19 protein-coding genes are annotated in these 21561 nt (G+C 71.2%); 13 read left to right on the top strand and 6 right to left on the bottom strand.

Going from position 1 to position 21561, the window contains the following annotated elements; all coding sequences use genetic code 11:
* The first annotated feature begins 164 nt into the window (after positions 1–164).
* The 3 genes from pcaDC to IG08_RS0130325 all read left to right on the top strand — a co-directional run bounded on the left by pcaDC (position 165) and on the right by IG08_RS0130325 (position 2980).
* A complete protein-coding gene (gene pcaDC / locus IG08_RS0130335; protein WP_030609457.1) occupies positions 165–1463 on the top strand; it encodes a bifunctional 3-oxoadipate enol-lactonase/4-carboxymuconolactone decarboxylase PcaDC in 1299 nt (432 codons plus the stop codon).
* A gap of 71 nt (positions 1464–1534) precedes the next feature.
* A complete protein-coding gene (locus IG08_RS0130330) occupies positions 1535–2170 on the top strand; it encodes an MBL fold metallo-hydrolase (RefSeq protein WP_030609455.1) in 636 nt (211 codons plus the stop codon).
* A gap of 30 nt (positions 2171–2200) precedes the next feature.
* Entirely contained in the window at positions 2201–2980 is a 780-nt protein-coding gene (locus tag IG08_RS0130325) for an exodeoxyribonuclease III (RefSeq protein ID WP_030609453.1), read from the top strand.
* Positions 2981–3065: 85 nt separating this feature from the next.
* Here IG08_RS0130325 and IG08_RS0130320 read toward each other — a convergent pair whose 3' ends face one another.
* Positions 3066–4889 carry an SGNH/GDSL hydrolase family protein gene (locus IG08_RS0130320; protein ID WP_030609451.1) on the bottom strand — a complete coding sequence of 608 codons (1824 nt, stop codon included), beginning with the start codon at positions 4887–4889 and terminating at the stop codon, positions 3066–3068.
* A gap of 125 nt (positions 4890–5014) precedes the next feature.
* On the opposite strand from IG08_RS0130320, the gene IG08_RS0130315 reads away from it, so the two are divergent.
* From IG08_RS0130315 to IG08_RS60270, 3 genes are all read left to right on the top strand, one after another.
* Entirely contained in the window at positions 5015–5422 is a 408-nt protein-coding gene (locus IG08_RS0130315; RefSeq protein ID WP_030609449.1) for a DUF6278 family protein, read from the top strand.
* 134 nt (positions 5423–5556) lie between these two features.
* Positions 5557–6300, top strand: a complete 744-nt coding sequence (locus tag IG08_RS0130310; protein WP_030609448.1) for an amino acid ABC transporter ATP-binding protein — start codon at positions 5557–5559, stop codon at positions 6298–6300.
* 37 nt (positions 6301–6337) lie between these two features.
* A complete protein-coding gene (locus IG08_RS60270) occupies positions 6338–6526 on the top strand; it encodes a hypothetical protein (RefSeq protein WP_158812295.1) in 189 nt (62 codons plus the stop codon).
* A gap of 47 nt (positions 6527–6573) precedes the next feature.
* On the opposite strand, the gene IG08_RS0130300 is transcribed toward IG08_RS60270, so the two are convergent.
* Together IG08_RS0130300 and IG08_RS0130295 are read right to left on the bottom strand one after the other, a co-directional pair.
* Positions 6574–8139 carry a CocE/NonD family hydrolase gene (locus IG08_RS0130300; RefSeq protein ID WP_030609446.1) on the bottom strand — a complete coding sequence of 522 codons (1566 nt, stop codon included), beginning with the start codon at positions 8137–8139 and terminating at the stop codon, positions 6574–6576.
* Positions 8140–8255: 116 nt separating this feature from the next.
* The gene (locus IG08_RS0130295; RefSeq protein WP_030609444.1) at positions 8256–9014 is read right to left on the bottom strand and encodes a hypothetical protein; all 759 of its coding nucleotides are present in this window, start codon (positions 9012–9014) and stop codon (positions 8256–8258) included.
* A gap of 144 nt (positions 9015–9158) precedes the next feature.
* Between IG08_RS0130295 and ggt the strand changes: the two genes are divergently transcribed.
* The gene (gene ggt, locus IG08_RS0130290; protein WP_030609442.1) at positions 9159–10958 is read left to right on the top strand and encodes a gamma-glutamyltransferase; all 1800 of its coding nucleotides are present in this window, start codon (positions 9159–9161) and stop codon (positions 10956–10958) included.
* Between the two features lie 70 nt (positions 10959–11028).
* Here the strand turns inward: ggt and IG08_RS0130285 are convergent, their stop codons facing one another.
* The 3 genes from IG08_RS0130285 to map form a co-directional block, all read right to left on the bottom strand.
* Positions 11029–13566: an ATP-dependent Clp protease ATP-binding subunit gene (locus tag IG08_RS0130285; protein ID WP_030609439.1), complete on the bottom strand. Its 2538-nt coding sequence runs from the start codon at positions 13564–13566 to the stop codon at positions 11029–11031.
* A gap of 87 nt (positions 13567–13653) precedes the next feature.
* A complete protein-coding gene (locus IG08_RS54550) occupies positions 13654–14187 on the bottom strand; it encodes a GNAT family N-acetyltransferase (protein WP_043455579.1) in 534 nt (177 codons plus the stop codon).
* A 44-nt stretch (positions 14188–14231) separates the two neighbouring features.
* Positions 14232–15005 (bottom strand): type I methionyl aminopeptidase, encoded by a 774-nt coding sequence (map, locus tag IG08_RS0130275; RefSeq protein WP_030609434.1) that lies wholly within the window; start codon positions 15003–15005, stop codon positions 14232–14234.
* 32 nt (positions 15006–15037) lie between these two features.
* Here map and IG08_RS0130270 point away from each other — a divergent pair, with 32 nt between their 5' ends.
* The 6 genes from IG08_RS0130270 (at position 15038) to IG08_RS0130245 (ending at position 21526) form a co-directional block, all read left to right on the top strand.
* Positions 15038–15289 (top strand): helix-turn-helix domain-containing protein, encoded by a 252-nt coding sequence (locus IG08_RS0130270; RefSeq protein WP_030609430.1) that lies wholly within the window; start codon positions 15038–15040, stop codon positions 15287–15289.
* Between the two features lie 148 nt (positions 15290–15437).
* A complete protein-coding gene (locus tag IG08_RS0130265; protein ID WP_030609427.1) occupies positions 15438–16316 on the top strand; it encodes an HAD family hydrolase in 879 nt (292 codons plus the stop codon).
* Positions 16304–17497: an MFS transporter gene (locus IG08_RS0130260; protein WP_030609423.1), complete on the top strand. Its 1194-nt coding sequence runs from the start codon at positions 16304–16306 to the stop codon at positions 17495–17497. Before IG08_RS0130265 ends, IG08_RS0130260 begins: the two co-directional genes overlap by 13 nt.
* 135 nt (positions 17498–17632) lie before the next feature.
* Positions 17633–19102, top strand: a complete 1470-nt coding sequence (locus IG08_RS0130255) for a hypothetical protein (protein ID WP_030609420.1) — start codon at positions 17633–17635, stop codon at positions 19100–19102.
* Positions 19103–19400: 298 nt separating this feature from the next.
* On the top strand, positions 19401–20243 hold the full coding sequence (locus IG08_RS0130250; protein ID WP_030609417.1) for a nitrilase-related carbon-nitrogen hydrolase: 843 nt from the start codon (positions 19401–19403) through the stop codon (positions 20241–20243).
* A complete protein-coding gene (locus tag IG08_RS0130245; RefSeq protein ID WP_030609414.1) occupies positions 20240–21526 on the top strand; it encodes an aspartate aminotransferase family protein in 1287 nt (428 codons plus the stop codon). Before IG08_RS0130250 ends, IG08_RS0130245 begins: the two co-directional genes overlap by 4 nt.
* Positions 21527–21561 lie beyond the last annotated feature (35 nt).

Raw genomic sequence — 21561 nt, 5'->3', positions numbered from 1 at the left:
ACTGAAGGAGGGCACGCGCCCGCAGGGCCCACTGCCGACACGGCCACGAGTACATGCCGGAGAATGTGTACCTGGGTTCTCGTCGGCAGGACCGGAGCGGGGCAAGGCCCGCTAGGTCCACCCCGGCGATGTGACATCTTGTGACAGATGAGAGGCTCAGACGGGTGAGCGAGACACCACCGAACACCCTGCAATACCGCCTTGACGGGCCAGAAGAGGCCCCTGTCCTGATCTTGGGCCCATCCCTGGGTACCACATGGCACATGTGGGACCGGCAGGTCCCGGAGCTGGCCAAGCAGTGGCGTGTCTTCCGGTTCGACCTGCCGGGGCACGGCGGCGCGCCCGCGTACCCGGCGGGCTCGGTCGGCGACCTCACCGCCCGGCTGCTCGCCACGCTCGACGGGCTCGGCGTGCAGCGCTTCGGCTACGCGGGCTGTGCGTTCGGCGGCGCGATCGGCATGGAGCTGGCGCTGCGCCACCCGGAGCGGATCGCCTCGCTCGCGCTGATCGCCGCCTCGCCCCGGTTCGGCACGCCCGACGAGTTCCGGCAGCGCGGGGTGATCGTCCGGACGAACGGGCTCGACCCGATCGCCCGCAGCTCGCCCGACCGCTGGTTCACCGGCGGGTTCGCCGCCGCCCAGCCCGCGATCACCGAGTGGGCCGTGCAGATGGTCCGAACGACCGATCCCGGCTGCTACATCGCGGCCTGCGAGGCCCTCGCCGCCTTCGACGTACGGGCCGAGCTCGCCGGTGTCGCCGTCCCGACCCTCGTCCTCGTCGGCTCGGACGACCAGGTCACCGGACCGGCCGAGGCCCGCACTCTGGTCGCGAGCATCCCGGACGCCCGCCTGGCCGTCGTACCCGGCGCCTCCCACCTGGTGCCGGTCGAGCAGCCCGCGGCCGTCACCGACCTCCTCGTGCGGCACTTCTCCACCGCCTGGCAGCCCGCCTTCGACTCCTCCACCGGCCAGATGGCGATCCCCGCGGCTCCGGTCAAGCCGGTCCTGCCCGCCACCCCGCCGCAGCCCGCGCCGATCGCCGAGATCGCCCCGGCCGTCGTGGAACCGCAGGTCACAGGGAGACCCGACCCGTACGACGCCGGCCTCAAGGTGCGCCGCGAGGTGCTCGGCGACGCGCACGTCGACCGGGCGCTGGCGCAGGCCGACGAGTTCTCGGGCGACTTCCAGGAGTTCATCACCCGCTACGCCTGGGGCGAGATCTGGGACCGGCCCGGCCTCGACCGGCGTTCGCGCAGCTGTGTCACGCTCACGGCCCTGGTCGCGGGCGGTCACCTGGAGGAGCTCGCCTTCCACGTCCGCGCCGCCCTGCGCAACGGCCTCACTCCCGGCGAGATCAAGGAGGTGCTGCTGCAGGCGGCCGTCTACTGCGGCGTCCCGGCGGCCAACAGCGCCTTCAAGGTGGCCCAGCAGATCATCCGCGAGGAGACGACCCCGACGGAGTGATCGTCAGCCGAGCAGCGAGAGCACCAGGCTGAGCCACCCGGGCTGCCCTGCGAAGGGGCAGGATGGGGGCCATGAAGCTCACGAAGAAGTCGCACTCCTGCGTCCGTCTCGAGAAGGACGGACAGACGCTCGTCCTCGACCCCGGAGGGTTCAGCGAGGAGGACGCCGCCGTCGGCGCGGACGCGATCCTCGTCACGCACGAGCACCCCGACCACTTCAACGAGGAGCGGCTGCGGGCCGCCCTGGAGGCCAACCCGGCGGCCGCGGTCTGGACACTGAGGTCGGTCGCCGAGAAGCTCTCGGCGGCGTTCCCGGGCCGTGTGCACACCGTCGGCCACGGCGACACCTTCACCGCCGCCGGCTTCGACGTCCAGGTCCACGGCGAGCTGCACGCGGTGATCCACCCGGACATCCCGCGCATCACCAACGTCGGCTACCTGATCGACGGCGGCAGGATCTTCCACCCCGGCGACGCCCTCACCGTCCCCGACCACGCCGTCGAGACGCTGATGCTCCCGGTCATGGCCCCCTGGAGCAAGATCTCCGAGGTCATCGACTACGTCCGCGAGGTCAAGCCGCAGCGCGCCTACGACATCCACGACGCCCTGCTCACCGACCTCGCCCGCCCGATCTACGACAACCAGATCGGCGCGCTGGGCGGCTCGGAGCACCTGCGGCTGGCGCCGGGCGAGGCCACGGTCCTGTGAGTGTCAGAGCCGCCCGGTAAGTTGTGGGGCATGCGTATCGCCACCTGGAACGTGAACTCGATCACCGCCCGTCTCCCGAGGCTGCTGGCCTGGCTGGAGAGCAGCGGCACCGACGTGCTCTGCCTCCAGGAGGCCAAGCTCGCCGAGGAGCAGTTCCCGTTCGACCAGCTGCGCGAGGCGGGCTACGAGGCGGCGGTCAACGCGACCGGCAGGTGGAACGGCGTGGCGGTGCTCTCCCGCGTCGGCCTCGAGGACGTCGTCAAGGGCCTGCCCGGCGGCCCCGGCTACGACGGCGCGGAGGAGCCCCGGGCCGTCTCGGCGACCTGCGGCCCGGTCCGCGTCTGGTCGGTGTACGTGCCGAACGGCCGCGAGGTCGACCACGCGCACTACGCCTACAAGCTTCAGTGGTTCGAGGCCCTCAAGGCGGCCGTCGCGGGCGACGCGGCCGGCGGTCGCCCGTTCGCCGTCCTGGGCGACTACAACGTGGCCCCGACGGACGACGACGTCTACGACGTGGCCGCCTTCGAGGGCCTCACCCACGTCACCCCGGCCGAGCGCGCCGCCCTCGCCTCCCTGCGCGAGGCCGGTCTCTCGGACGTGGTCCCGCGCCCCCTCAAGTACGACCACCCGTACACCTACTGGGACTACCGCCAGCTCGCCTTCCCCAAGAACCGCGGCATGCGCATCGACCTGGTCTACGGCAACGAGCCCTTCGCGAAGGCCGTCACCGACGCGTACGTCGACCGCGAGGAGCGCAAGGGCAAGGGCGCGTCGGACCACGCGCCGGTCGTGGTCGACCTGGACGTGTAGGCAAGGCCCGCAATGACCAGCCCGTCCGGCGTTTGAGGACGAGGCCGTTCGGGCCGATGGGGGTCTGGGGCGCAGCCCCAGGCGGTCACGGCACCAGCGCCCGCAGATCCACCGACTCGGCCAGCGCAGCGAGACCCGCGTCCCCCGGGTGCAGATGGTCCCCGCTGTCGTACGCGGGCAGCATTCGTGCGGGGTGCGCGGGATCCCGTACCGCGTCGTCGAAGTCCAGTACGCCGTCGAACTCGGCGGCGTCCCGGATCCAGGCGTTGACCGCGATCCGCTCGGCGTCGACGGCCTCCGTACACCGGGCCTCGCCCTCGCACGGCAGGATCGTCGCCGCGAGCATCCGCAGCCCGCGCGCGTGCCCCCGGTCCGCGAGCTCCCGCAGCCCGGCGATCAGCTCCTGGGCCGACGTGCCCCACCGCACGTCGTTGACGCCCTGGAACACCACCGCCGTACGCGCCGATGTCTGGGCGAGCACATCCCGGTCGAAGCGGTTCAGGGCGCTGACCCCGCCGTGGTCCGTGGAGACCCCGTCGCCGGGATACCGGTCGGTGACCACACGGTTCGCGGAGATCCCCTGGTTGAGCACCCCATAGTGCGGGACCACATCCTGCGCCCGTAGACGTGTAGCCAGCACATCGGGCCAGCGCCGGTTCGCGTCCATCGTGGACCGGTCCCCGTCGGTGATCGAGTCCCCGAGCACCACCACGGACCCCGGCCCGCCGCCCACGTCCACACCGGTCAGCAGTGGCCAACTGGTCAGGACAGTGGCGTACGCCGTCGGGGAGCCGTCCGCCGTATGGTCGCCCGGCTCGCTCACGTACGACCGCTGCACCGCGAGCCGGTGGACGGGAGCCGCCGGCACCGTGTCGGGCAGGTGGAAGCTCACCAGCAGATTGGCGTCCGGAGGCACCTCGAAGCCGAGTGGATCGCTGAACGCCTGTGCCCCCGCCGGGATTTCGACACCGGCGGCTCTCCGGAAGGACAGCGCCACCGGCACATCCTGCGCCGTCGCGCCCTCCGCCTGCACCGCCACGGTCGCGCTTCCGATCCGTACCGGCACCGCCGCGAAGGTGTTGTCGAAGCGCAGCCGCAGCCGCGCCCCGCCCACCGAGGTGTGCACCACGAGCCGCAGCGTGCGGTCGGTCCGCGGCCCCAGGGCGGGGTAACCCGACGTGGAGGCGGCCCAACTCCCCGTCCAACTCGGCGAGGTGGCTCGCACGGACAGCGCGAACACATGCAGATCGGGCGCGTGCGGCAGCCGTACGGAGGCGACCTCGCGGCCCGGCACCAGCGGCACCGTCACGACGTACAGCCGTGCCTGCTCGGCGAGTTGACCCCCGGACGTGTTGATGTGCGGCAGTGCGACCGCCTTCGTGCCGAGCGGGCCCCGGCGCCAGTCGGATGCGGTCAGCCGGTACGGGGAGTGGGTGCCGTCGGCGTACGACACCGTCCCCGTCCCACCGACCTCGTCTCCGCCCGTGCCCGCCACCAGGAGGGCGAGCGCGTCACCGCGGCCGCTCAGACGGACGTCCTGCCCGGCGGACCGCACATTGTCCGGCGTGCCCGGCCGTCGGTCCGGCAGCCGCAGCCGTGCCCCCTGCACGGTGAGGACTCGGCCGGGCGTCCAGCCCGCGGCCGTGAGATCCCGTGCCGACAGGGAGGCGCCCGAGCCGTCGAAGTCCGCCTCGCCCGGCCGGGCGTCGTCGCTGACCGCTGTGGTGTCGAAGAGCCGCTCCAACGGGAGCGGCTTGCCCGGCTGGTGGGGGAGAGACGTCTTCGCGGGGGCCGCCGATGCGGAGCACCCCGGCACGAAGGCCGCGAACAGGGCGAGGGCGACCGCACAACCTCGGACACGTCGGTGCACAGACGGCTCCTTCTGTTCACGAGGGGACGAAAGGCGCATCGTGAAACTAAGGAGACAGAGGCGACACGTCAACGAGCCATGCGCAAACCCGCCATGAAGTCGGCCTGAAACGACAGCCCGCGCGCCTGTAGTGCGTACGGCAGTGTGAGTGACACGCTGGGCGTATGAAGATCCCTTTTCTGGGCGGCCGGCGTGAGAAGCCGGGGGCGCGCGACCCCGAGGGCATCGCCGAACTCCTCTCCGAATGCGAGCTGCTGCGCTCCCAGGCGTCCCGGTCGGGTGTCCAACTCGACGACACGGCCGCCTCGTTGGAGGCACTGGACCAGCTGGTGCCGCGCTGGCGGGACGACGAGGAGGTCCTGCCCTGGCTGGGGAACGACGCGGGGCTCTACCTCGGCACGGTCATCGTGCGCACCGTCCCCGGCGCCGCCTGGGACCTCAGGTCGGACGGCCAGCCCGTGATCCGGCTCGCCTCCGGCCGCGAGTTCGACGTCGTGGCCTCCGGTCACGAGTGGGCCGCCAGCGGGGTGCCCGAGCTCTCGCAGCTCTATGCCGAGCTCGCGGAGGAGTGAGCCCCTGAAGCGCCGACTCCCGGTACGACGTAAATACGGCTAATGCCCGAAAAGTGCGTGTCGTGCCTTAACCGCGATCTTGCCCCGATAAGTTGCGGCAACCACGACACAGCTGAGAGTGAGTAGGGCTGGGCATGGCCGTCGATCCGTTGATCGAACTGCGTGACGTCAACAAGTACTACGGGGAGCTGCATGTCCTGCAGGACATCAACCTCACCGTCGGCAAGGGGGAGGTGGTCGTGGTCATCGGCCCTTCGGGGTCGGGGAAGTCGACACTGTGCAGGGCGATCAACCGGCTGGAGACCATCCGCTCCGGTTCCATCACGCTGGACGGGCAGCCGCTGCCGGAGGAGGGCAAGGCCCTCGCGCGGCTGCGCGCCGAGGTCGGCATGGTCTTCCAGTCCTTCAACCTCTTCGCCCACAAGACGGTCCTGCAGAACATCTCGCTGGCCCAGGTCAAAGTCCGGGGGCGCAAGAAGGAGCAGGCCGACAAGCACTCCCGCGCTCTCCTCGACCGGGTGGGCCTCGCCGACCAGGCCGACAAGTACCCGGCACAGCTCTCCGGCGGCCAGCAGCAGCGCGTGGCCATCGCCCGCGCCCTCGCCATGGAGCCCAAGGCCCTGCTGTTCGACGAGCCGACCTCGGCCCTCGACCCGGAGATGATCAACGAGGTCCTGGAGGTCATGCGGCAACTCGCGCAGGAAGGCATGACCATGGTCGTCGTCACCCACGAGATGGGCTTCGCCCGCTCGGCCGCCAACCGCGTCGTGTTCATGGCCGACGGCCGCATCGTCGAGGACCGCACCCCCGAGGAGTTCTTCACCAACCCGAACAGCGAGCGGGCCAAGGACTTCCTCTCCAAGATCCTCAAGCACTGAACGGGGGAGTGCGAACCGTGTTCCGTACCACCCGTGTGTGCCCAACTCCGCCCGAGGCCGCCCGATGACGGTCGTCGGCCCGGGCGGCTGGATCCTGCCGGCGACGATCTTCTTCGTCTTCGTGGCCGGCACGCTCATCGCGTCGAACCTCGACTACGATGTGCCGTTCATCCCCGGGACGCTGCTGCCTGGTGGGGGTCCCCCCACGGCCCCGGAAAGACCGTAGGGGGGTGGCAGCTCACAGAGCCATACCCGCCCGGCGCCGGCCGGAGATCACTGTTCGCGCAGCGGAATCGACACGTACGACGGGTCGTTCGCAGGCGAGGAGAAGGTCAGCTGCGCGCCGGACGGGTTGTGCTCGATGTAGAGCGGGTCGACCGTGTCGACCACCAGGGCCAGCCGGTGCCCTGCCGGGACGTCGTAGGCCGTGGAGTACAGCTCCAGGTCGACGTCGAACGGCTTCCCGGGTGTCTGCCCGTGGAAGGTGTACGGCGCGTTGCTGACCAGCTTGCCGAGGCCGAGCGGCCCCACGTCGTAGAGGTACGCGACGAGGGTGCCGCTCTCCTTGGTCGGGGTGAGGGTGGTGTGCAACTTCGCGGTGCCGCGCACCTGCTGGGCGGTCGTGTACTTCTCCGACTGCCATACGCCGGCCCAGCGGCGGGGGAGCAGGGGGATCGAGGCGACCGGCGGCAGCTGGGCGATCTGGTCGAGGATGCTGGACAGGAAGACGATCCCGCCGTCCGCGCCCGAGTCGACGTTGGTGTGGATCGTGGTGGTGCCCGCTAGGGCGATCTTCTTCCGTGTCTCGCCGACCGACTTCCAGTCCGGATAGCCCTCGTAGCCGCCCGTGGAGCGGGACTTGAGCTGGACCGGCTGCTCGCGATCGATGCCGTTGTCCTCGCCCTTGAGGTAGTGGTCGAACCAGCGCTCGGTGTCGGTCCACACGTCGTTGGGCAGGCCGAACAGGCCGGTCAGCTCGGCCGTGGCGTGGTCGCCGGGGCGGAACTCCAGTCGCTTCGGGCCGGTGAGCTTCTCGTAGAAGTCCGCGTACTGGTTGGGCGGGAAGATCGTGTCGCCCCAGGCGTTGGCCATCATGACCGCTGCGCCGTTCTTGTTCAGCTGGTCCACGTATGTGGTGGCCGAACGTTTCTTCCCCCAATCGAGCATGTCCTGTTCCTTCGACAGGTTCGATGCGTAGAAGTCGTCGAAGATCTGCCGGAGTTCGGCGCTCTGGCGGCCGGTGACGAGGCTCGCGCCGTCCAGGAGGGCGGCGGCCTGGACGTGCTGGGTGCGGCCGGAGTAGATCGAGTCGATCAGGTCGGCCCAGCCGCTGAGGGCGGCGACCGCCTTGACGCGCTTGTCGTGCGCGGCGGTGAGCAGGCTGATGCCGGCGCCGTACGAGACGCCCCCCATGCCGATCTTCTGCGCGTCGGCCGGGGTGTTGGCGAGCGCCCAGTCGATGACCTTGGACGCGTCGGCTATGTCGGGCGGGCCGGCCACTTCTATCTCCCCGCCGGACTGCCAGAAGCCGCGGACGTTGTAACTGACCACGACATAGCCGGAGTTCGCCAGCTTCTGGGCCTGGGCGAGGTACTCGACCTGGGGCAGGCCCCAGCTCGTGGGGAGCACGAGCAGCGGGTAGCGGTGCGTGCCGTCGGCCCCGGCGGGCGTGATGACGTTGGCCTTGAGGACCGTGCCGCCGTCCCCGCTGATGTCGACGAACCGGATGCCGGTCGCGGCCTGGGCGGTGGGGGCGAGTCCGAGGATGCCCCCGGCGATCAGGGTCGCGGAGACGGCGCCCACGGCGGTCGTACGCAGGGCCTTGCGAGGGTGTCCCACGGGTCACTCCCTACTCGTGTCAATGCAAAGTGACCCGACGGTAACCTCGCCTCCTTACCGGAGGTAACCCGTCGGTAAGTTACGTGGGAGTAACGATTGTTGTCGTGTGAATGAATTCAGGTGGCGCGGTGGGAGTTCTGGGGAGCCGCGGGTGTGGGCAGGGGTGTCTGTGCAGCTCGTGTCACGTCGGCGACGAGCTCGACGACGTCCGGGCCGTACGCCTGTGAGTTGACCACCTTCAGCAGCAGCACGAAGGAGTTGTTGCCGTGCTTGCGGGACAGCCGCTCGTGGTTGCGGGCGAGATAGCGGGTCAGGGCCTGGTTGGTGATCGCGGTCTGGCCGCAGAAGAGGAAGACGGGGCGGGCGCCGTTGCTCTGGTCGACGGTGAGCCGGGCGAGGATGGCGTACTCGGACCTGCCGACCTCCACGCGGTAGCGCTCGGAGCCGACCAGGAAGGCGCCGCGGTCCGGGCTCGGTTCGGCGTCCACGTTCACCCGTACACCGGGCAGCAGCGAGACCAGGTGTGCTGCCATACGGCGGTTCGACGCCGGGCCGCCCACGCAGAACTCGGTGCGCTCGCCGAAGCCCTGGCGGGCCATGTCGTGCGGGATGACCTGGGCGTGGGCGTTGCAGTCCTTGATCAGCGCGGCGAGTTCGAGCAGCGCGAACACGTCGTGGCGCATCACCGCCAGGTCGGGTCCGGCCGCGCCGCGGTTCACCACCAGCAGCGACTCGGAGTTGTCGGGCAGCCCGAAGAAGGCCTGCTTGCGGCGGAGCTTCCGCTTCCACAGGTAGGTCCGGGCCAGCCAGCCGAGTGCGGCGCTGATGCCGGCGGCCAGCACGCCCAGGACGATGTTGCGCACGTCGTCATTCATGGGCGCGCATGGTATCGGGCCGACGCCTCTGGTACGTACCGGTGTTCGAAGTGTGGCGTTCGTATGACACCTGCCCGGAAGGGGGCTGTCGGGGCCCCGGCGATGTGGTTACGCTGCGCGGACGGTCCTTGACTGGAGGTACGAATGCGTCGGCCTGTCGCACGGAAACTGTCGGTGCTGGCGGTCTCGGCCGCCGTGGTGTCGGTGGGGGCGGCAGCGCCACCTGCCGCACAGGGCACTGCCGTTGAGAAGGTTCCCGTGGCCGTCGGCTACGGCGGCGCGGTCGCCAGCGTCGACACCGACGCCTCCGCCGCCGGCATCGAGGTCCTGAGGAAGGGCGGCAACGCCGTCGACGCGGCCGTCGCCACCGCCGCCGCGCTCGGCGTCACCGAGCCCTACTCCTCCGGCATCGGCGGAGGCGGCTACTTCGTCTACTACGACGCCAAGTCCCGTACGGTGCACACGATCGACGGCCGTGAGACGGCACCGCTGACCGCGGACTCGAACCTGTTCGTCGAGAACGGCGCACCGCTCGCCTTCGCCGACGCCGTCAGCAGCGGCCTGAGCGTCGGCACGCCGGGTACGCCCGCCACCTGGGCGACGGCGCTCGACAAGTGGGGCAGCAAGAGACTCGGCAGCGTCCTGAAGCCCGCCGAACGGATCGCCCGCGACGGCTTCACCGTCGACGACACCTTCCGCACGCAGACCGCCTCCAACGAGACCCGGTTCCGCTACTTCCCGGACACCGCGAAGCTGTTCCTGCCGGGCGGGCAGCTCCCGGTCGTGGGCTCCACCTTCAAGAACCCCGACCTCGCCGACACCTACGCGGAGTTGGGCAAGAAGGGCGTCGACGCGATCTACCGCGGCGACCTCGGTGAGGACATCGTCGACACGGTCAACAACCCGCCGGTGGAGGCGAGTTCCGGCTGGAACGCCCGCCCGGGCGAGCTGTCCGACAAGGACCTTGCGGCCTACCGCGCCAAGCTCCAGGCGCCCACCAAGACCTCGTACCGCGGTCTCGGCGTCTACTCCATCGCGCCCTCCTCGTCCGGCGGCACGACCGTCGGCGAGGCCCTCAACATCCTTGAGAAGACGGACCTTTCGAAGGCGAGCGAGGTCCAGTATCTGCACCGCTACATCGAGGCGAGCCGGATCGCGTTCGCGGACCGGGGGCGCTGGGTCGGCGACCCCGCCTTCGAGGACGTCCCGACGAAGGAGCTGCTGTCGCAGAAGTACGCCGACTCGCGGGCCTGCCTCATCAAGGACGACGCGGTGCTGACCAGCCCGGTGGCGCCCGGGGATCCGCGTAGCCCTTCGGCGTGCTCGGAAGGGGGTACGGCGGCTCCGACCACGTACGAAGGTGAGAACACCACCCATCTGACGGTGGCCGACAAGTGGGGGAACGTCGTCTCCTACACGCTCACGATCGAGCAGACCGGCGGCAGTGCGATCACTGTGCCCGGCCGTGGGTTCATCCTCAACAACGAGCTGACGGACTTCTCCTTCGCCCCGGCCAACCCGGCCGTGCACGACCCGAACCTGCCGGGGCCGGGGAAGCGGCCGCGGTCGTCGATCTCGCCGACGATCGTGCTGGACCGGCACAACAAGCCGGTCGTGGCACTTGGTTCGCCCGGTGGGGCGACCATCATCACCACCGTGCTTCAGGTGCTGACCGAGTTCGTGGACCGTGGGTTGCCGCTCGTCGACGCGATCGCTGCGCCGCGGGCGAGTCAGCGGAATGCCGCGCAGACGGAGTTGGAACCCGGGCTCTACAACAGTGACTTGAGGACACAGCTGGAGGCCATCGGGCATTCGTTCAAGCTCAACGCCGAGATCGGGGCGGCGACTGGTGTGCAGCGGTTGCCGGGTGGGAAGTGGTTGGCTGCCGCCGAGACCGTACGGCGGGGTGGCGGGTCTGCGCAGGTGGTGTACCCGGCGCCGTAGCTGTCCGCGGGTGAGTGGGGGCTGGTCGCGCCCGCGCGGCGGAGCCGCATAGCGATACAGCCCCGCGCCCCTATCGGGGCGCTTCAGGCGCCGTCGGTTGAAATGTCAGGCGGTCGGCCTTCACGTCGACCGTCACCCGGGTGCCCTCGTCGATCGTGCCGTCCAGGAGCAGACGCGACAGCTGGTTGTCGACCTCCCGCTGGATCGTGCGGCGCAGCGGACGCGCGCCGTACTCCGGCTGGTAGCCGCGTTCGGCGAGCCAGTCGACGGCCCGGTCGGTGAAGTCGACCGTGATGCCCTGGGCGTGGGTCAGGCGGCGGGTCCTTTCCAGCAACAGCTGGGTGATCTCACGCAGTTGGCCGGAGGCGAGTTGGCGGAAGGCGACGATCTCGTCGATGCGGTTGAGGAACTCGGGCCGGAAGTGCTCGCGCAGCGGACGCAGGATCTGCTCGCGCCGGGCCTCCTCGTCCGCGTTGGCGCCGCCAGGACCGAAACCGATGCCGACGCCGCGCCGGCTGATCGCCTCGGAGCCGAGGTTACTGGTCATGACGATGACGGTGTTGGTGAAGTCGACGGTCCGGCCCTGGGCGTCGGTGAGCCGCCCGTCGTCGAGGACCTGGAGCAGGATGTTGAAGACGTCCGGGTGCGCCTTCTCCACCTCGTCGAGCAGGAGGAGGGAGTACGGGTGCCGGCGGACGACCTCGGTGAGCTGGCCGGCCTCCTCGTGGCCGACGTATCCGGGCGGGGCGCCGACCAGGCGGCTGACCGTGTGCCGTTCCTGGTACTCGCTCATGTCCAGGCGGACCATGCGCTCCTCGCTGCCGAACAGGGCCTCGGCGAGCGCGCGGGCCAGCTCGGTCTTGCCGACGCCGGTGGGGCCGAGGAAGAGGAAGCTGCCGATCGGCCGGTCGGGGCTCGCGAGCCCGGCGCGGGAACGCAGCACCGCGTCGGCGACCACCCGGACCGCCTCCTCCTGCCCGACGACCCGCCGGTGCAGATGCTCCTCCAGGCCGAGCAGCCGGTCCTTCTCCTCCTGGGTGAGGCTGCTGACCGGGATGCCGGTCTGCCGGGACACGACTTCGGCGATGGCCTCCGCCGTCACCTCCAGTCCCATTCCCTCGTCGGCCTCGCCGCCCCCGCCGGCCTCGCCGATCCGATGCTTCAACTCGCCGATACGGTCGCGCAGTTGCATGGCCTGCTCGTACTGCTCGTCCGCGACGGCCTGGTCCTTGTCCCGGACGAGCTGCTCGACCTCGCGCTCCATGGCGCGTACGTCCGTGCCCTTGGTCCGCGCCCGCAGCCGTACCCGCGCCCCGGCCTGGTCGATCAGGTCGATCGCCTTGTCCGGGAGGCGGCGGTCGGTGAGATAGCGATCGGAGAGTTCCACGGCGGCCACCAGGGCCTCGTCGGTGTAGCGGACCTGGTGGTGGGCCTCGTAGCGGTCGCGCAGCCCGCGCAGGATCTCGAGCGCGTCCGCGGCGGTGGGCTCCGGCACCAGGATCGGCTGGAAGCGGCGGGCCAGGGCCGCGTCCTTCTCGATCCGGCGGAACTCCTCCAGCGTGGTCGCACCCACGATGTGCAGCTCGCCGCGGGCCAGGGCGGGCTTGAGGATGTTGCCGGCGTCCATGGAACCGCCCTCACTGCCGCCTCCGGCGCCCACGACGGTGTGCAACTCGTCGATGAAGACGATCAGTTGGTCGGAGTGGGCGCGGATCTCGTCCACGATGGTGTTCAGCCGCTCCTCGAAGTCACCGCGGTAGCGGGTGCCGGCGACCACACCGGTGAGGTCCAGGGCGACGACCCGCCGCCCGACGAGCACGTCCGGCACGTCGCTCTCGGAGATGCGCTGCGCGAGCCCCTCCACGATGGCCGTCTTGCCGACGCCCGCGTCGCCGATGAGCACCGGGTTGTTCTTGCCGCGCCGGGAGAGCACCTCGATGGTCTGCTCGATCTCCTCCTCCCGCCCGATCACCGGGTCGATACGGCCCTGACGGGCCAGGTCGGTGAGATCGCGGCCGTACTTGTCCAGGGTGGGCGTACCCGTGTCGCGGGGCCCTTCGGCGCGAGGCTGCCCGGCGTCCGGTGCCGTCTCGGGCGGGAGGCCGGTGGGGGCGAAGTGGGCCGAGCTGAGGATGTGCCCGGCGGCCGAGTCGGGGTTCGCGGCCAGGGCGCTGAGCACGTGCTCCGGGCCGATGTAACCGGCGCCGCGCGCCCGGGCCAGGTCGTGCGCGTCCAGCAGGGCGCGTTTGGCGGCCGGGGTCAGGGACAGCGAGGTCGGCGGCGGGACCTCGCCCGGCGGGTGCTGGACCGGGCCGGAGCGCTCGTCGATCTCGGTGGCGAGGGAGTCGGGATCCGCGCCGGCGCGGCTGAGCAGACTCCGGGTCGGCTCGGCGGACAGCGCGGCCCGCAGCAGGTGCTGGGTGTCCAGGTCCCGGCTGCCGTGCTCGGCGGCGTACTGGGCGGCACCCCGGACCAGCTCCCGGGCGGGCTGGGTCAGGAGCTGGCCGATGTTGATCTGCCGGGGTCCGGGACGTGGGCCGCCGAAGAAGCGGGCGAGGAATTCTCCGAAGGGGTCGTAGCCCTCCGGTCCGCTGAAACCGCTGGTCATGGCCGTTCCCATCCGGCGTCCCTGCGCGGGCCCGGGGACGCGCTCGCTGATCGACGTGCCGGAGTCGGGTAACCGGGCGGGAGTCGGTTACACCTGTGGCTCCTGCTCGGCCAGGCGGCCCACCTGTGCGGCGGGCCAGGTGTACTCGATCTCGTCCAGCACGAGTCCCGGAGCGAGCCGCAGCGGGCGTTCGGCCGTGCGCAGGCCGCCCTGGCGCTCGTAGAACACGATCGCACGATCGTTGCCCCGCAGCACCTCCAGGAAGACGTCCCGGCCGGGGTACTCGGTGGCCGCCCAGGCGAAGCCGCGGCGCAGCAGCCGTCGGCCGAGGCCGGTGCCCACGCGGTCCGGGCGGACGTGCAGATTGTCCACGTGGACACGGCGGTCCTCGGTGCACAGGTGAAGGAACCCGCACACCTCGCCGTCCTCCTCGGCGGTCAGCAGCAGGCGGTCCGCGCCGAGGGCGGACGTCCGCGTCCGCCACTTCTCCCGGTGCTCCTCGGCCAACGGGCCCTGCAGATACGCGGCCGGCATGAGCGTGGCGTACGCGCTGCGCCAGCTGGCCGTGTGCAGGGCGGCGATCCGGTCGGCGTCGGCCGGGGTGCCCTTCCTGATGAGCATGGGTCAGGGTAACTCGGCTGCCTGGCACGCCACTTGGTGGGCGGTCAGTCCTGCCGCGCCGTCAGGATCCGGGGCCCCGCCTCCGTGATCGCCACCGTGTGCTCGGCGTGCGCCGCGCGCGAACCGTCGTTCGTCCGCAGGGTCCAGCCGTCCGGGGCCGCGTGGTAGTCGTCCGTGCCGCCGCCGATCAGCATGGGCTCGATCGCGAGGACCATGCCGTGCCGCAGGGGGAGCCCCCGACCGGGGCGGCCCTCGTTCGGCACCCCCGGGTCCTCGTGCATACGGCGTCCGATGCCATGTCCGCCGAAGCCGTCCGGGATGCCGTATCCGCCGTCCCGGCACACCGTGCCGATCGCGTGCGCGATGTCGCCGATGCGGTTGCCGACGACCGCCGCCTCGATGCCTGCCGCCAGTGCCCGCTCGGCGGTCTCGATCAGCCGTACGTCGGCCGCGCGCGGCCTGCCCACGACGAAGCTGATCGCCGAGTCGCCCACCCAGCCGCCCAGTTCGGCACCGAAGTCCATCGAGACGAGGTCGCCGTCGCGCAGCCGGTAGCCGGTCGGGATGCCGTGCACGATGGCGTCGTTCACGGAGGCGCAGATGACCGCGGGGAAGGGGGTGGGGGCGAAGGATGGCCGGTAGCCGAGGAAGGGCGAGGACGCCCCCGCCGCCCGCAGCACGTCGTGTGCCACCTCGTCCAGCTCCAGCAGGGAAACGCCCACGTCAGCGGCTTTTCGTACGGCCGTCAGGGCGCGCCCGACGACCTGTCCCGCCTCGTACATGGCGTCGATCGATGTGTCTGTTTTCAGTTCCACCATGCCAATTACTATACCGGTATTAGAATGACGGCATGGTACGCAACCCCCTGACCCCCGAAGAGCGCGAACGCGGCGAGCGGCTCGGGCGGCTGCTCCGCGAGGCTCGCGGCGGTCGCAGCATGACGGAGATCGCGGCGAGCGCCGGTATCTCCGCGGAAACGCTCCGCAAGATCGAGACGGGGCGCGCCCCGACGCCGGCCTTCTTCACGGTGGCGGCGCTGGCCGGGGCGCTGGGGCTGTCCATGGACGACCTCCTGGTCAGGTGTGCGGCGGTGCCCGTCTGAACCTGCTTTCCAGGGGCGGGAGTTCGGCATTTCGGTGCGGGGATTCCAGCAGGTGAAAAAGGTCTTGCCGTCTACGCGCGTAGTCACTAATCTCCCGTCATGTCGATCACGAACACCCTTCAGTCCGTGCTCGCGAGGGGGGAATCCCGTGGGGGCGAGTGACGGCCCACTGGTCCCGGGCGCCCGCACGAAGGGGCGCCCGCAGCGCACCGTACGGCTGCTGTGCACCGACTTCGGCGGCACCCTGCTCGACTCGCGGGGCGGTATCGGCCGGCGCACCATGGGCGCGCTGGCCGAGGCGGCGCGGGCCGGGCTCACCGTGGTCGGCGTCACCGGGCGGCCGGTGCAGGACGCGCTCGACATCACCCGGCGCCACGGCCTCACCGGGCCCGTCGTGTGCAGCAGCGGCGCGGTGATCGTGGACGGCAGGACGGGAGACATCCAGGACTGTCATGGCTTCGCGCCGGCCCGGGCGACGGAGATCCTCAACACCCTGCGCACCATGGTCCCCGGGCTCGCCCTGGGCGTCGACTCCGTGACCGGGCTGCGTCTGGAGCCGGAGTTCACGCGGCTCGTGCCCGATCCGTGGGCCCACGCGGTCATGCCGACGGGCGGCTCCCCGCAAGATCACGACCCGGTGGTGAAGATCCTCGCCGCTCATCCCGAACAGTCCGTGGACGAACTGGCCGACACGCTCGCCGAGTTGATCGGCTCGGCCGCTCGGATCACCAGATCCACGGGCCACTTCCTCGAACTGTCCGCCCCGGGCGTCGACAAGGGCGAGGCGCTGCGCCGCCTGGCGCGACGCCTCGGCATCCCCCTCGAACACACCGCGGCCGTCGGCGACATGCCCGACGACGTCCCCATGCTGCACGCGGCGGGCCTCGCGGCCGCGGTGGCCGGTGCCCACGAGGACGCCCTGCGGGCCGCCGACATCGTGCTGCCCGGCAACGACGACGAGGGAGTGGCCACCCTCATCCGGATGCTGCTGCCCCGTACCGCCACAGGAGAACCGTGCTGTATCTGAGGCTGCTCCAACGCCCGTATGTCACACGGCTGTTGACGGGCTCCCTGATCGGACGCATGCCCGGTGCCATGGCCGCCCTCGCCATCGCGCTGTCCGTTCGCGAGGCCGGGGCCGGCTACCGGCTCGTCGGCGTGGCCACGGGCGTCTTCGCCGTGGCCGGGGCGATCGGCGGCCCGCTGCTCGGCCGGGTCGTCGACCGCACCGGCCAGCCGCGGGTGCTCGTCGTGTCCGCGGTGGTCTCCGGGCTGGGGTACGCGCTGCTCGCGCTCGCCCCGGGATCGGCGTACGCCATCCTCGCCGGCGCCGTGATCGCTGGTGCCGCCGCGCCGCCCCTGGAGCCGTGCCTGCGCGCCCTGTGGCCCGCGCTGGTGGACGAGGACCAGCTGGAGTCGGCGTACGCCGTGGACGCCGGGGCGCAGGAGGTCATCTTCATCGCCGGTCCGCTGGCGGTGGCCGGCGTGGCCGCGCTCGGGCCCGCGCCGCTCGCGCTGTGGCTCGCCGCCGTACTCGGACTGTCCGGGGCCCTGGTCATGGCCACCGCCGAGCCCTCCCGCGCCTGGCGGACGGAGGCCCGCGACGCGCACTGGCTCGGCCCGCTGCGCAGCCCCGCCCTGCTCCTGCTGCTCCTCGCCCTGTTCGGGGCCGGCTGGGCGGTGGGCACCTTCAACGTCTTCAGCGTGGCCTACGCCGAACAGCACACGGTGCCCGGCGGCGCGGGCACGCTCATGGCCCTGTCGGCGTTCGGCGCGCTGCTCGGCGCGGTGACGTACGGCGCGCTCCGCTGGAGTGCCGCCGCACCGCTCAAGGCCGTCGTGCTGTGCGCCGGGATGGCGGCCGCGTACTGGCTGGTGGCGCTGGTGCCGGGCCCCCTGGGTGCCTGTCTGGTCGCGGTCGGCACGGGCGTGTTCTTCGCCCCGCTGCTGACGGTGTCCTTCGGGATGGTCGGCGCACTCGCCCCCGAGGGGACGGTGACCGAGGCCTTCGCCTGGCTGGTGACCCTGATCGGTGCCGGGATCGCGGCCGGCTCCGCCGTGTCCGGCCTGCTGCTCGCGGACTCCACGCTGACGGCGGCCGCGGGGCTCGGTGCGTGCGGGGTCACGGTGGGTGCCGTACTGCTGGCCCTGTCCCGGGGGCGCCTGTCCCGGCCGGTCCCGGCCCATGAGACGGTGAGGGCCGACTGAACCGCGCTGCGCACAACCCGGCACCACCGACTTCGAGATCATTGCGCCCGGCTCGAAAAGCCTCTGTAGCCGCGTCGTAACACAACTGGTGTTTTCTACGGACCGGAGTATTCCGGTCTGGGCGGGAGCTGAGCAATGGCTGTGGATCAACTCCCGGGGCGTGTGCGGGAGTTCGCGAACTACCTGAACGGACTGCTGGCGCGCCTTGACCACGGCGGCGGCTGGTGCGCGGTGTTCTGGCAGCGCGACCCGGACGGTATGCAGGCCTGCCTCGACGGACGTGAAGTGCCGCCCTGGGACGTCGTGGAGGCGCTCCTCCAGGACCTCGCCGTGGGATACGGCCCCGAGACCGCCCGCGCGGAGGCGGAACAGGTCCGCCATCTGCACGGCGCCGCGCTCGCCGCCCACGACGCCCGTCCCGGCGGCCGCGACGCCCTCGGGGACCGCTTCGACGTCATGCTCCGCGAACAGCGCTACGCCACCGAGCGACAGGCCGAACTGGGCCGTCTGCTGGCCTCCGCCACCACCCAGGAGGAGGTCGACGTGATCCGCCTCGACCTCGCCTGGGCCCGCGACGACCATGAACGCGCGACCCGCCGCTGCACCGAACTCCAGGCGCGGATGGCGGAGTTGGACCGCCGGTCGGTGGGCGGCCAGGTGCAGGCGATCCGGCGGGGACAGGGCGGGGACGGCTCATTCGGCCGCGGCGCCCACGGGAGCGACACACACGGCACCGGATTCCCCAGCATGCCGCAGCAGCGCGACACCGGGTCGGTGGCCGCCGGGGAAGCCACCCGTCCCGCATACGTCCCCGAGCCCCAGGCCCCGCAACAGCCCGAACCCGCCGCCCCACCGCCGGAGACACCGGCTCCCAAGCAGAAGAAGCGCCGCCGGGGCAGTGCCCGCTTCGCCGGGATGGTCGAGGAGGAGGCGGCCCCGGTCGTCGTACCGCCGACCGCCGTACCGGATCTGCCCGCGGCACCCGTCGCCGGTCGGCGCAGTCCGCGCGGGGCCCGCTTCGCCGGTGCCGCCGAGACGACCGAGCAGCCGGAACCGCAGGCCGAGGCGCCGGACGCGGCGGCCGGGCGGGAGACCGTCGAGACCGTCAGGGCGCTCGTGCGGCTGCGCGGCGAGGGCCGTAGCGGCGAGGCGCACGCCCTGCTGGTCGAGATCGCCTACTGGCCCGCCGCCCGCTTCCCGCTGCTCGCCGCCGAACTGCAACACGCCGGGCTCACCTCCGACTGGGCGACCCTGCTGTGGGAGGCCGCCTCGCTGCCCGCCGGGCAGCTCGTGGCCGCGGCGGACGCACTGGTCGCGGCCGGACGCGTCGACGACGGGGAGCAGATCCTGCGGCAGGGCGTCGCACGGCCCGCCGTCGAGATCGGGGAGGCCGTGCTCGGGCTGGTCGCCGGGGGCCGCCGTCGCGAGGTCAGCGCGCTCCTCGACGCCTACGTCCGCGTCCGCACCCCGGAGGAGGCCGCCCGCAGCGTCGCCCCCGACCCGCAGACGCTCGTACCCCTCCTGCTGGAGGCCGCCCGGGGTGCCTCCGAGGAGCGCCACTGGGACCTGGTCCACGCTCTCCGGGTGGCGGGCTTCACCGCGTGAGCGCTTCGCTGGATGTGGGGTCCATCGGCTGCGGCTGGTGGGGGTGGTCGCGCCCACGCGGCGGTAGCCGCATATCGACACAGCCCCGCGCCCCTTTGGGGCGCTGCCGAGCCGGACGGGACATTGCCAAACCCGCCTGACCGGCCCTGCGGCTCGCCCACGAGAGTGTGAAACGTGATCGACTCCGCGGGTTAACGACGATGGTCTTGGCAAGCCTCTCGGGGAGGCTTACGTTCATCCCTCTACGGCCTTCATCTACGGGCGTAGAGGCTCTGACGTCCCGCCGAAGGAGCAGCTCATGGCCAACGTCGTACGCGCAGCTCTGGTCCAGGCCACCTGGACCGGCGACACCGAGTCCATGGTGGCGAAACACGAGGAGCACGCCCGCGAGGCCGCCCGCCAGGGCGCGAAGATCATCGGGTTCCAGGAAGTGTTCAACGCCCCCTACTTCTGTCAGGTCCAGGAACCGGAGCACTACCGCTGGGCCGAGCCGGTGCCCGACGGGCCGACCACCCGTCGTATGCAAGAGCTCGCGCGCGAGACCGGCATGGTGATCGTCGTGCCGGTGTTCGAGGTCGAGCAGTCCGGCTTCTACTACAACACCGCGGCCGTGATCGATGCCGACGGCACCTTCCTCGGCAAGTACCGCAAGCATCACATCCCGCAGGTCAAGGGCTTCTGGGAGAAGTACTACTTCAAGCCGGGCAACGTCGGCTGGCCCGTCTTCGACACCGCCGTCGGCAAGGTCGGCGTCTACATCTGCTACGACCGCCACTTCCCGGAGGGCTGGCGCCAGCTCGGCCTGAACGGCGCCCAGCTCGTCTACAACCCGTCGGCCACCCACCGGGGACTCTCGTCCCACCTGTGGCGCCTCGAACAGCCCGCGGCCGCCGTCGCCAACGAGTACTTCATCGCCGCGATCAACCGGGTCGGCGTCGAGGAGTACGGGGACAACGACTTCTACGGGACGTCGTACTTCGTCGACCCGCGCGGACAGTTCGTGGGCGACACCGCCGGCGACAAGGAAGAGGAACTGCTCGTCCGCGACCTCGACTTCGACCTCATCGAAGAGGTACGGCAGCAGTGGGCGTTCTACCGTGACCGGCGCCCCGACGCGTACGAAGGGCTGGTGCAGCCGTGACCAAGGACCTGCTGGGCCGCCACCGGGCCGTCCTGCCCGACTGGCTCGCCCTCTACTACGAGGACCCGCTGGAGATCACGCACGGCGAGGGCCGGTACGTGTGGGACGCCGAGGGCAACAAGTACCTCGACTTCTTCGGCGGCATCCTGACGACGATGACCGCGCACGCGCTGCCCGAGGTGACGAAGGCGGTGAGCGAGCAGGCCGGGAGGATCATCCACTCGTCCACGCTCTATCTCAACCGGCCCATGGTCGAACTGGCTGAGAGGATCAGCCAGTTGTCCGGAATCCCGGACGCCCGCGTCTTCTTCACCACCTCCGGCACCGAGGCCAACGACACGGCCCTGCTGCTGGCGACGACGTACCGCCGCAGCAACACCATCCTGGCGATGCGCAACAGCTACCACGGCCGCTCCTTCAGCGCGGTGGGCATCACCGGCAACCGCGGCTGGTCGCCCACGTCCTTGTCACCGCTCCAGACGCTGTACGTCCATGGAGGCGTGCGGACGCGCGGCCCGTACGCGTCCTTGAGCGACGCGGAGTTCATCGCGGCCTGCGTCGACGACCTCACGGACCTCCTCGGTCACACCCGCCCGCCCGCCGCCCTCATCGCCGAACCCATCCAGGGCGTCGGCGGCTTCACCTCCCCGCCCGACGGGCTGTACGCGGCCTTCCGCGAGGTGCTCCAGGAGCGCGGCATCCTGTGGATCGCCGACGAGGTACAGACCGGCTGGGGCCGCACCGGCGACCACTTCTGGGGCTGGCAGGCGCACGATGCCTCAGGTCCGCCCGACATCCTCACCTTCGCCAAGGGCATCGGCAACGGCATGTCCATCGGTGGGGTCGTCGCCCGCGGCGAGATCATGAACTGCCTGGACTCCAACAGCATTTCGACGTTCGGCGGCACCCAGATCACCATGGCGGCGGGCCTCGCGAACCTGACGTACCTCCTGGAACACGACCTCCAGGGCAACGCCCGGCGCGTCGGCGGACTGCTCATCGAGCGGCTGCGGGCCGTCGCCGCGCAGATTCCTGGCGTACGGGAGGTCCGCGGGCGTGGACTGATGATCGGCGTCGAGCTGGTCAAACCCGGCACCGACCAGGCCGATCCCGAGGCCGCGTCCGCCGTGCTCGAAGAGGCCCGCGCGGGCGGGCTCCTCCTCGGCAAGGGCGGTGGCCACAACACCAGCGCCCTGCGCGTCGCCCCGCCCCTGTCCCTCACCGTCGCGGAGGCGGAGGAGGGCGCCGCGATCCTCGAACACGCTCTGAGGAGCATCCAGTAGCAGCAGCCTGAGCACGTCCGAGTAAGGGAAACACC

Origin of the sequence: Streptomyces fulvoviolaceus, assembly GCF_000718165.1 — a bacterium.
Lineage (GTDB): Bacteria > Actinomycetota > Actinomycetes > Streptomycetales > Streptomycetaceae > Streptomyces > Streptomyces fulvoviolaceus.
The sequence above is the reverse complement of the archived record's forward strand: the minus strand, read 5'-3'. Positions and strand labels throughout refer to the sequence as shown.